The sequence below is a fragment of the Streptomyces anandii JCM 4720 genome, assembly GCF_014650655.1.
In the GTDB taxonomy this organism is placed as follows: domain Bacteria; phylum Actinomycetota; class Actinomycetes; order Streptomycetales; family Streptomycetaceae; genus Streptomyces; species Streptomyces anandii.
Genome location: NZ_BMVJ01000005.1, coordinates 257,354 through 268,279, shown reverse-complemented (window position 1 = coordinate 268,279; position 10,926 = coordinate 257,354). Strand labels below are relative to the sequence as shown.

General features: G+C 71.2%; 10 protein-coding genes and 2 pseudogenes. 8 read left to right on the top strand and 4 right to left on the bottom strand.

Annotated elements, in window-relative coordinates; all coding sequences use genetic code 11:
- A pseudogene (locus IE249_RS12025) lies at positions 1-505 on the bottom strand (right-handed parallel beta-helix repeat-containing protein); the annotation flags it as partial.
- Positions 506-1,180: 675 nt separating this feature from the next.
- Between IE249_RS12025 and IE249_RS12020 the strand changes: the two are divergent.
- The 4 genes and pseudogenes from IE249_RS12020 (at position 1,181) to IE249_RS12010 (ending at position 3,834) form a co-directional block, all read left to right on the top strand.
- On the top strand, positions 1,181-1,927 hold the full coding sequence (locus tag IE249_RS12020; protein ID WP_189704766.1) for an IPT/TIG domain-containing protein: 747 nt from the start codon (positions 1,181-1,183) through the stop codon (positions 1,925-1,927).
- A gap of 100 nt (positions 1,928-2,027) precedes the next feature.
- Positions 2,028-2,234: pseudogene (locus IE249_RS39840) on the top strand (IPT/TIG domain-containing protein); the annotation flags it as partial.
- Positions 2,235-2,240: 6 nt separating this feature from the next.
- Complete coding sequence (locus tag IE249_RS12015; protein ID WP_444544808.1) at positions 2,241-3,326, top strand: IPT/TIG domain-containing protein; 1,086 nt, start codon at positions 2,241-2,243, stop codon at positions 3,324-3,326.
- A gap of 154 nt (positions 3,327-3,480) precedes the next feature.
- A complete protein-coding gene (locus tag IE249_RS12010; protein ID WP_189704764.1) occupies positions 3,481-3,834 on the top strand; it encodes a hypothetical protein in 354 nt (117 codons plus the stop codon).
- Between the two features lie 86 nt (positions 3,835-3,920).
- Here IE249_RS12010 and IE249_RS12005 read toward each other — a convergent pair whose 3' ends face one another.
- The gene (locus IE249_RS12005; protein ID WP_189704763.1) at positions 3,921-4,925 is read right to left on the bottom strand and encodes a 1-aminocyclopropane-1-carboxylate deaminase/D-cysteine desulfhydrase; all 1,005 of its coding nucleotides are present in this window, start codon (positions 4,923-4,925) and stop codon (positions 3,921-3,923) included.
- Between the two features lie 685 nt (positions 4,926-5,610).
- Positions 5,611-6,009, bottom strand: a complete 399-nt coding sequence (locus tag IE249_RS12000) for a hypothetical protein (protein WP_229858215.1) — start codon at positions 6,007-6,009, stop codon at positions 5,611-5,613.
- Positions 6,010-6,201: 192 nt separating this feature from the next.
- Here IE249_RS12000 and IE249_RS11995 point away from each other — a divergent pair, with 192 nt between their 5' ends.
- The 4 genes from IE249_RS11995 to IE249_RS11980 all read left to right on the top strand — a co-directional run bounded on the left by IE249_RS11995 (position 6,202) and on the right by IE249_RS11980 (position 9,393).
- The gene (locus IE249_RS11995) at positions 6,202-7,716 is read left to right on the top strand and encodes an SDR family oxidoreductase (RefSeq protein WP_189704762.1); all 1,515 of its coding nucleotides are present in this window, start codon (positions 6,202-6,204) and stop codon (positions 7,714-7,716) included.
- A gap of 9 nt (positions 7,717-7,725) precedes the next feature.
- On the top strand, positions 7,726-8,334 hold the full coding sequence (locus IE249_RS11990) for a TetR/AcrR family transcriptional regulator (protein WP_189704761.1): 609 nt from the start codon (positions 7,726-7,728) through the stop codon (positions 8,332-8,334).
- Positions 8,335-8,400: 66 nt separating this feature from the next.
- Positions 8,401-8,856 carry a hypothetical protein gene (locus IE249_RS11985; RefSeq protein ID WP_189704760.1) on the top strand — a complete coding sequence of 152 codons (456 nt, stop codon included), beginning with the start codon at positions 8,401-8,403 and terminating at the stop codon, positions 8,854-8,856.
- Positions 8,857-8,895: 39 nt separating this feature from the next.
- Entirely contained in the window at positions 8,896-9,393 is a 498-nt protein-coding gene (locus IE249_RS11980) for a TspO/MBR family protein (protein ID WP_229858213.1), read from the top strand.
- Positions 9,394-9,438: 45 nt separating this feature from the next.
- On the opposite strand, the gene IE249_RS11975 is transcribed toward IE249_RS11980, so the two are convergent.
- Positions 9,439-10,821 (bottom strand): cryptochrome/photolyase family protein, encoded by a 1,383-nt coding sequence (locus IE249_RS11975; RefSeq protein ID WP_189704758.1) that lies wholly within the window; start codon positions 10,819-10,821, stop codon positions 9,439-9,441.
- Positions 10,822-10,926 lie beyond the last annotated feature (105 nt).

Sequence of the window (10,926 nt, the reverse complement as noted above, 5' to 3'; positions counted from 1 at the left end):
CCACCTCGACACCGCCGCCCACACCGGTGGCGGTGTTGGCGGTGACCCGGCTGTCGACCAGGACGAGCCGTCCGGCGGTCAGGATTCCGCCGCCCGTGGTGGCGGAACCCGAGGTGGCACTTCCGCCCGAGACGCTCGTTCGGTTGAGGGTGAGGGTCCCCTGGGAAGCGACTTCGACGATGCGAAACGCCGTGGTCGCGGTGCGCACGATGCTGGCGCCCGAGCCGCTGATGACCAGGTTACCGGTGATGACGGGCAGTCCGTCCGCTCCGCCCGGCTCGGCCGGCGCCGTGAGCCGGTAGGTGCACCCGGCGGACAGGGTGATCGATCCGTAGCCGCGGTTGTTGCCCGCGACGATCTGCCGGATCAGCTCACCGACGTCCCCGCAGGGCACGACCGGCCCCTGCGGTACCGGAGTGTTCTGGGCGAGGGCCGGCGTGGTGACGGCCGACAAGGATGCGCTCATCAGTGCGGCCACGACCAGGCCTCGAATATGCACGGTCAACTCGGTCTCTCCCTAGGTTGGTTGTGGCAAGGACCCGTCGTGTGACCGGATGCCCTTCACCGCTTGCTTCCCGGGCGAACAGCACGCACCGAGGGTCGGAGGCCGGCTTCGGCCGGTGGCGTGCCGCGCACGGCAGTCCCACTGTGATCAGGGACGTCGCGGGTGTGCATGCAGTGAAGTCCGGACGGGTGAAGAGACCGACCTGCCGCTGCTCTTCGGAAGGCGGCAAACCGCCGCACACTACCGGATCGGCCCGACGGTGGCGGGCGTTCACGGTCTCTTCGCGGGATTCGCCAGGCGTCTTCAGGCGAGCCGGGTGCCGACGTCACCTCGGCCCGCACCCGGTGGGGACGCTTTCCCGACTCTCCCTCGAGCCGAACCACCGACCGCCGACTTTACTCCTTTCAGGTGATGGATGCCGACCGGCTCTTGTCACTCTTGTGGAGTCATGGGTCACTGAGAGTGTGAACCGGCGGGCTGCCCATCCCGTGTCGGGGGAACGTCGATACGGGCAGCGCTTTGCCGGTTTTTTCCATGCCCTCGGGAGAGGGCACAGGGCCTCTCGGCCAGGTGCGGCCTGCCCGCGGGCGCCGGCTCGCCTCGACGCTCGCCCTCACTGCCCCGGAACACCTCTGCCGGTTCCTCGCCATCCCATCGTCCAACGAGGAGCACCTGATGCCTATCACCCCCAACCAGGGTTCCACCGGCGGCGGAACGCTGGTGACCATCAACGGATCGAACCTGGACAACACGACCTCGGTGAAGTTCGGCACCAAGTCCGCGACCAACGTCACCCAGGTCTCCGCCACCCAGGTCACCGCCGTCTCGCCGTCCGGCACCGGCACGGTCGGCGTCACCGTCACCACCCCGGGCGGAACCAGCAACCCGGTGCCGTTCTTCTACGTCGGCGCCCCCTTCAAGTCCAGCCTGGGCACGACCTCGGGCCCGCTGGCCGGCGGCAACTCCATCACCCTCTCGGGCACCGGCCTGTCCACCGCCACGAGCGTCTCCTTCGGCGGGGTGACCGCCACTCCCACCGTGGTCAACGACAACCAGCTCACCGTCACCGTCCCGGCCGGCACCGTGGCGGGACCGGTGGGCGTCAGCGTCACCACCGCGGGCGGCACCAACAACGGCCTGAGCTACACCTACATCGACGATCCGACCATCGGCACCATCACACCGACCTCCGGGCCGACCTCCGGCGGCACCGCGGTGACCATCACCGGCACCAACCTCGACTCCACCGACTCCGTCACCTTCGGTGGCACCGCCGCACCGTTCTCGGTGATCAACGCCACCACCCTCTCCGCGGTCACCCCGCCGGGTACCGCCGGTCCGGCAGACGTGGTGGTCACCAACCCGGCCGCGTCCGACACCGCGCTCGGCGCGTTCACCTACGTCGCCGGCCCCGGTATCTGACCCGACCCGCCGCTCGCGTACCGCGTGGGCGCCCTGAAACCCGTCCGGGCGGCGGCCCCCCTCCGCCCGGACGGCCCCCACCACCCGTGCACGCGCTCATGTGAAGCGAAGGAGCAAGTCCTTGGCCGCCCCCGTCGTCTCATCCGTCAGTCCCAGCCAGGGACCGGCATCCGGCGGTACCACCGTCACCGTGACCGGCACCGGTTTCACCGGCGCGACAACCGTGAGGTTCGGCTCGAAGGTCGCCACCTTCACGGTCAACAGCAGCACGCAGATCACGGCGGTGGCCCCTGCCGGTACCGGCACGGTGACGGTGACCGTCACGACCAGTCTGGGCACCAGCACACAGCAGGTCACCTACACCTACGTGACCGCGTCGGTTCCCTCCCTCACGGGTCTTTCACCAGCACAGGGGCCGGTCTCCGGAGGCACCGCCGTCACACTGACAGGAGCGAACCTGTCCGGAGCCACAGCGGTGCGTTTCGACAGCACCCCCGCCGCCTCGTACACCATCGACTCCGCCACCCAGATCACCGCGGTCACCCCGGCCCACGCCGCCGGCACCACGGCCGTCACGGTCACCACCCCCGGCGGGACGAGCAACCCGCTCTCCTTCACTTTTGTCGCGTCGCCCTCGGTGACCGGCCTGACGCCGCTGCAGGGGCCGGTCTCCGGAGGCACCACGGTGACAGTGACCGGCACGGGGTTCACCGGCGCGACGGCGGTGGGCTTCGACGGGATCCCGGCAGCCTCCTTCACCGTCGACTCCGCGACCCAGATCACCGCGGTCACCCCGGCCCACGCCGCCGGCGCGGCTGCCGTCACGGTCACCACCCCCGGTGGCACCAGCAACTCCGACGACCCCCAGGCCCGCTTCTTCTACGTCGCCGTACCCGCGCTCACCGCTCTGACGCCGTCCTCCGGACCGACGACGGGTGGCACGACGGTGACCTTGAACGGCAACGACCTGCTGGGCGCGTCCGCGGTCCGCTTCGGCGGTACGGCGGCCTCCTCGTTCACCGTCGACTCCGCCACCCAGATCACCGCGGTCACCCCGGCCCACGCCGCCGGCACCGCGGCCGTCACCGTCACCACCCCGGGCGGCACCAGCAACTCCCTGGCCTACGCCTACGTCGCCACCCCCGTCCTCACCTCGCTCACCCCCGCCCAGGGCCCGGCCCAGAGCGCCACGATCGTCACCCTCACCGGCAGCAACCTCGGCACCGCCACCGGCGTCCTGTTCGATTCCGCGCCCTCCCCGTTCACCGTCTTCTCACCGAGTCAGCTCACCGCCACGGCCCCCGCCGGCAGCGCGGGAGCGGTGACCGTCAAAGTCACCACACCCGCGGGTTCGAGCAACTCACTCACGTACACCCGCGTCGCGGCCCCCAGCATCTGACCGTCATGACCTGGACGTGCTCACTGTCCATGTCCGAAGAGGCGTTCGGTTCAGCTCCGGTGCCACGCCGCCCGGTGCCCGTGACACTTGTCATGCGCAACGCCGGACGAGCGGCACTGGAGCATGAAGTGGGGTCGTACGTAAGGTACTTGTCATGACGAAGAGCAACGGGGAAAACCCGCAGAAGACCCAGGTGAAGGTGAGCCTGATGGGTGGACACCGCCTGGACGGAGCCACGCTGTACGAGCGGACCGTCACCGCCTCTCTCATCGGCGGCGCCGACGTCGATCTGACGGCGGTCGACATACCCGACGGTGCCGAACTGCGTATCACCAAGCTGAGCCTGATCGGAGGCGTGCGGCTCAGGGTGCGCCGTGACGTCCGGGTCGAGGTCCACGGACTGCGACTGGGCGGCGTGAGGGACGACGGTCCCGACGAGCCGGGTGGCCCGACGGTCCGTGTCGATGCCTGGGGCCTGATCGGTGGCGTCAGCGTAGTGCGCGTGTGAACTCACCCGCCAGGCACGGCATGTGCGAGTTCGACGGCATCCTTTCGCCGCACCGTCTCACCGCTCCGGCGAGACTGGACCGCTCGTCAGGGCCGACGTGGACCGTAGGTGTTGAGGAACAGCACGGGGCCTGGGTCCAGACGGCCGTCATCCGCCAAAGCGATCAACGCGGCCAGCGCTTTGGCGGTGTAGACCGGTTCCAGTTGCAGCGACGCGGTAGTCGCAGCCAAGGACAGGGCCCGCTCGCACTCAGCGGTGGGGTGACCGTAGCCGGGCCCCAGCCAGTCCCTGACCATGGTGACGTCCTCGGGGACAAGTGCGGCGGACGGGAAGTCCGCGCCTCGCTTGCGCAGCAGGCTCTCCGCCCTGCCTGCCAGCGCGACGATGACGGGAGCGTCGAGGCGCAGGGTGTCGTTGACGACCACGCCCACCACCCTTGTGCGCAACCCGGCCAGCCTCAGGCCGAGCAGCAGCCCGGCCGCGGTGCCACCGGAGCCGACCGCGGTGACCACATGAGAGGGCTCGGGCATCTCGCCCGACGCGACCTGGCCGGCCAGTTCCAGGGCTGCTTCGACATAGCCGAGGGTTCCGACAGCGGTGGACCCGCCCGCGGGCAGGACGTAGGGGAGCCCACGAACGGTCATATGCCGCAGTAAGAGCCAGGGGACGGCGGCGATGGTCCGCCGCTTGGTGCGGGTGCGGTGCAACGCTGCTCCCGAGCGGCGCAGCCGTACCAGTTGCGCCCGTACGTGCTCGTCCATCGGCTGGTCGATGAGGGCGACAGCGGTGGACAGCCCCTGCTCCCGGCCGTAGAGAGCGGCGGCCAGACCCCAGTTGGTGCCGAGCCCGCCCACGGTGAGGACAGTGCGCGCCCCGCGCCGGCGCACGTCCGGCAGGATCCACTCCAGCTTGCGGATCTTGTTGCCGCCCCAGCCGCCCGCTCCGTAACCGCTCTCGTCCTTGCACCAGAGCGGGACGGAGCAAGTCAGCCCTGTCAGCTCCCGGACCGGCGTCGGCGCCTGACCGAGCCTCAGGTGGGGCAGCGCATCGCTCAACGGGGCGAAGCGCTGGTGCAGAAGCGGACGGCTCATGGTGACCGGCCTTTCAACGCGACGTCGCGGTCCGGCCGTCGGCCCGCCGCGCCGACGGCGCGGAGGAGTACGCGCTTCAACCGACGGCCGAATGGGAAGCATCACCCCGGGACGAATGCTCGGCCCGTACCCCCACTGTACGGGCCGAGCACCGTGGAGCGGGCTGCTGCCAGGTGATCTCCCCAGGCCACGGGGCAGGCAGCTCGCTCTTGCGTCGAAGTGTCCGTGCCTGATGGGCTCGGACCTTCGGGACGCGGGCCGGCGGACAGAGTCCGCCTGTACCCGGACCCTGCTCCGTGCGGGTGCTGGGTCCAGGCGCAGTCTGTCGTGAGCAAGCCAATACATCCATCGGCTTCGCATCGTTTCGGACGCGCTTGCGCTGAAATCGCGCTTCGAGGACAGGTGTGCAGGTCATGGTGGGCTTGAAGATTCGGTGAAGAAGTGTGTGCGTCACTCGAAACTGTGAATCGATCTAATCTCCACCTCCCCACCCCGTACCCGCCGGGACGAAGATGGCCGGAACAGGCAAGTCCGGACACACGGCAAGTGTCGTCCGTCACACTCGGGCCCCAGGTTTCCTGGTGGCGCTCGGCGGCCCGCCGATGAGCGGGCCCGGAACGTGATCAAGCGGTGCCGTGGCGGGCTCGATCAGTTCCGGGCCGGCTTGATCGTCCGTCAGAAATGCCTAGCGCACGACATGGACCGTCACCGGTGCGGAGACGCGGTCCGTCCTGGGGTGCTGGTGGTGCTCGTCGGTCGCGTACAGCACTGAACGGAACTGCAGTTGGCCCGGGTGCGTGACCTTGACCTTCGCGCGCGCGTCGCCGTCGAAGCTCTTCGCGACGGCGTGCCAGTGGCCCCAGTGGCCGGGTTTGCCGGACCGTTCCTGTATGACGAGAATCGTGTTCCACTCGGCGTCGTCGTCGCCCTGGCCGTGCACCTTCACCACGTGGCCGACATGCGCGGTGTGGGGGGTGGCCTGGATCGAGATGTCGCCCTTCGCGAACGCCGGGGACACGGCCAGCGCCGCCGAGGCCACACCCAGCGCACCGACCACCGCGAGCCGCTTCATACCACGCTTCATGCGCGGATCTCCTTGGGTTTCTTCGTTCCCTTTACACCAACTAAGGTTCCAAATCCCCTAATTGGTGCTCTTTCCTCGAAGAAGAGCGGTTGGCGCAGCAAAGCGTTGGCCCCCGATTGTCACTACCTCGTAACTGGCTCCGCGCGGACCGCCCGCCGCGCATCCGGCTGCCCCGCGACTTATCCTCGTGTGGTGGGCACGGACGGGCACGGCGACGGCGAGCGTCTGCACTGCCTGGTCACCGGCGCCTCCGGGTACGTCGGGGGCCGGCTGGTGCCGGAGCTGCTGCGGGCGGGCCACCGGGTCCGGTGCCTGGCCCGCTCCCCCGGCAAGCTCCGTGACCATCCCTGGGCCCCGGACGTCGAGACCGCCCGGGGCGATGTCACGGACGCTGCCTCCGTCGCCTCCGCCATGCGCGGCATCGACGTCGCCTACTACCTGGTGCACGCCCTCGGATCCGGCTCCGGGTTCGAGGACACCGACCGCCGTTCGGCCCGCGTCTTCGCCGAGCAGGCGCACGCGGCCGGTGTGCGGCGGATCGTCTACCTGGGCGGCCTCACCCCGCAGGGCATCGCGGAACGGGAACTGTCCCCGCATCTGAGGTCGCGCGCCGAGGTGGGGCGGATCTTCCTCCAGGGACCCGTACCGGCCACGGTACTGCGGGCAGCCGTCGTCATCGGCTCGGGATCGGCGTCGTTCGAGATGCTCCGCTACCTCACCGAGCGGCTGCCGGTCATGGTCACCCCGAGCTGGGTGCGCACCCGTACGCAGCCCATCGGGATCCGTGACGTGCTGCGCTACCTCGTCGGCTCGGCCACCATGCCGGCGGATGTCGACCGGGCGTTCGACATCGGCGGCCCCGACGTCCTCACGTACCGCGAGATGATGCGCCGCTACGCGGAGGTCGCCGGGTTGCGGCGCCGGCTCATCGTGCCGGTACCGGTCCTCACTCCCCGGCTGTCCAGTTACTGGGTCGGACTCGTGACCCCGGTACCCGCCTCCCTCGCCCGGCCCCTGACCGAGTCGCTGCGCCACGAAGTCGTCTGCCACGAACACGACATCGCTCGCCACGTGCCCGACCTGCCGGGCCGGCCGATGCCCTTCGACCAGGCGCTGGCTCTGGCCCTGCAAAAGGTGCGAGAGGCCCAGGTCGCCACCCGCTGGTCGTCGGCGTCCGTGCCCGGGGCGCCCAGCGACCCGCTGCCCACCGACCCGGACTGGGCCGGGGGCAGCCTCTATCAGGACGAGCGGCAGTCGCCGGTCGACGCGTCCGAGGAGGCGCTGTGGAAGGTGATCGAGGGCATCGGCGGCGACAACGGCTGGTACTCCTTTCCGCTGGCGTGGGCCGTCCGGGGCCGGCTGGACCGGTTCGTCGGAGGGGTCGGCCTGCGCCGGGGCCGACGCGACGCCGAGCGCCTGCGCGTAGGTGATTCGCTGGACTTCTGGCGGGTGGAGGAGATGGAGCCCGGTCACCTGCTGCGCCTGCGTGCCGAAATGCGGCTGCCGGGCCTCGCCTGGCTGGAGATGCGCGTCGACACCGACGAGGCGGGGCGCACCCTGTACCGGCAGCGCGCTCTGTTCCACCCGCGCGGCCTGCTGGGGCACGCCTACTGGTGGTGCGTGTGGCCGTTCCACGCCCTCGTCTTCGGCGGCATGGCCCGCAACATCACCCGGGCCGCCATGAAAGACGGGAACAACGTTTGGTAGACACTACCCATGGATGCCGAGGGAGCCCTGCGGGAGCGGCTGGTCGATGTCGGCGTGGAGCTGGTGCTGTCCGAAGGCACCGCTTCGGTGGGCCTGCGGGAGATCGCCCGCCGGGCCGGTGTCTCCCACGGTGCGCCGCGGCGCTACTTCCCGACGCACCGGGCGCTGCTGTCGGCCGTCGCCCGCCGGGGCTTCGAGGAACTGGGCGCGCGGTCCGCCGCGGCCACGGCCGGAGCGGACGCTCCGCGCGAGAAGTTGGGGGCACTCGCCCAGGTGTACGTCGCCTACGCGCTGGAACGGCGCGGCATGTTCGAGTTGATGTTCCGGCACGACCTGCTCGACAGCGGCCACGAGAGCGCAGGCCCGGACGGGCCGCGGCTGCGGGAGGCGACCCTTCCGATGTTCGAGGACGTCGTCGAGCTCGTCGCTCGGTGCCGGGCAGAGGCGGTGGGGCCTTCGGCTGTCGTCACCGCGTCCGCCCTGTGGGCGAATCTGCACGGCGTCGCCCAGCTGTGGTCCTGGGGCAGCCTGCCCCTTGCCCTCGGCGACCCCGACGACGGCCCCGGCCGGCTCATCGAAGCGGCGCTGGACGCCCACCTCGGCCCCGTCACCGCGTGACCCCGCGGCCACTCACCCTCGAAGGGACGAGTGCGACGACGGCCGCACGGGGCAATGCTCTAGATCATGAGCGATCACCACGACGGGCCGGATGAGCGACACCAGAGACCGCCGGGCGCATCGGACCTCACCGTAGAGGCCCTCGGCTCGCTGTCGAAGGCCTTGGAGACCACCGAACGGGCCCGCGGACTCCTCTATGGCTTCCACCAGCTCACCGGTACCGCCGATTTCGAGCTCGACCGGGCGGTGAAGCTGCTGCGCGACGCGGGCCACGGCGCCTGGGCCGACCGGGTACAGCGCGAGATCCTGGGACGCAACGTCATTCCGGGCCACTGGACGTTCCAGATCATCGAGGCCTACAACTCCACGTACTACGAGCCGTTCAAGAGCCTCGAGCATGCGGCTCGCCGGGAACTGGCCGACGGCAGGGACCATCTCTACGAGGCGGAGCTCAAGGAGGTCCGCCGTACGAACGGGGCTCCCGACCACACCGCCCGCCCCGACGTCGGCCCGGGCGGGTGAGCAACGGCACTCGTGGGGCACGCGGCAGGTATGACGTTCGTGAGCACGAGCAGCGACACTCCCCCGCCCGCGGCCCCGCTCCGCTACGGCGCGGTGGCGACGGCGGTTGCCGCCGCGGCCGTGGCCGGGGCGAGGGCGACCGACCCCGACAGCGCCTGGTACCGGGCGCTGCGCACACCGGACTGGCAGCCGCCCTCCTGGGCGTTCGGCGCCGTGTGGACGCCGCTGTACGCGACGATCGCCTACGCCGGCGGCCACGCACTCGGCCGGACACGGGACCGGCGCCGACGCGGGGCACTCGTGGCCGGCCTCGCCGTGAACCTGGCACTCAACGCGGGCTGGAACTGGCTCTTCTTCGCCCGCCGCAGCCCCGCGGCCGCACTGGCCGACACCCTCCTGCTCGACCTGAGCAACGCCGACCTGCTGCGGCGGACCGCACGTGTGGACCGCACGGCGGCACTGGCGCTCGCGCCGTATGCCGCCTGGTGCTGCTTCGCGACCGCCCTGAACGCCTCGATCGTCCGCCGCAACCGCTGACCGAGGACGTCCCGGTCACGGCCGGTCCGCCGGCCGCGGCCGCGATCACTTCGCTTCCGCTCGGCCGCGGGCCCGGCGGAACCGGTCCAGGCCTTCGGCCAGGTCGACGATCGGATCGGGGTAGTGCAGCGCGGACCTGGCCCTGGCGCTCAGCTTCCACGGCTCGTGGACGGCCGGGGCGTCGACGCCTGCCAGCTCGGGCACCCAGCGGCGGACGTACGTGCCGTCGGGGTCGTAGCGCTTGGCCTGCAGGACCGGGTTGAGGACCCGATTGGGGCGGGTGTCCGTGCCGGTGCCGGCCACCCACTGCCAGTTCAGCTGGTTGTTGGCGATGTCTCCGTCGACGAGCCAGTGCAGGAAGTGGGCCGCGCCGATCCGCCAGTCGGCATAGAGGGTCTTGGTCAGGAAGCCGGCGGTCAGCAGCCGGGCCCGGTTGTGCATCCAGCCCTCGTGACGCAGCTGACGCATCGCCGCGTCGATCACCGGGTAACCGGTCCGGCCCTGACGCCATGCCTCGATGTCCTCCGACGCCGTGCGCTCGGTGCGCCAGACGTCGCCCATCGTGCGGTAGTCGGCGTGGGCGGCGTCGGGGCGGGCGGCGAGGACCTGCCGGTGGAAGTCGCGCCAGGCGAGCTGCCGTACCAGCGCCCGGGCGCCCGGCCCGTCGTCGCGCCGGGCCCGGTGGATCAGTTCCACCGGGGACAACGTGCCGAAGTGCAGATGTGCGGAGAACCGGGAGGTGGCATCGGCGGCGAGGTCGTCGCGGGTGTCGTCGTAGGCGTCGAGGCCGCTGCGCCAGTAGGCGGTCATCCGCTTGCGCCCCGCGCTCTCACCGCCGGGCGGCAGGGCGGGCGAGACGCCGGTGACCTCGCCGCGGGCGGGCAGCCGCTCGCCGTGAACCCCCTCCGGCACGGGGACGCTGCGCGGGGCGGCGAGGGCCGGGCGCAGAGGGACCTGTGCCCAGCGCCGGTGGTACGGCGTGAAGACGGCGTAGTGGTCCGAGCCCGAGGGGGTCACCTCGCCGGGCGGGACCGCCACGGTCACCGCGTCGTGCACGGACAGCCGCCGCCCGTCGCGCTCCAGCGCGTGCCGGAGGCGTTCCTCCCGGCGGGCGGCGAAGGCGCTGTGCGAGGCCGCCATGTGCACCTCGCGGGCGTCCGCCTCCGCCGCCACGCGGCACACCTGCGCCACCAGGTCGCCGGAACGGACCACGAGCCGTCCGCCGCGGTCTCGCAGCGAGCCGTCCAGGTCGCTCAGGCAGTCGGCGAGGAAGGCGGAGCGGTTGGGGGTGGCGAACCCGGCGGCCTCGACGGCGCGGTCGCGCACGAACAGGGGCACGACCGCGTCGGCGCCCTCCAGCGCCGCACGCAACGCCGGATGGTCGTGCAACCGCAGGTCGGAGGTGAACAGGGCGACCGAGACAGGCATGACAGCCAGCTTCCCTCCAGTGGCGGCGGTCGCCGGTGCCGACACACGCGTGCGCTGCGACAGCGCCCCCGGGCCGTCAGGGCCGGAAGCCCGGCGGCCGGCGGC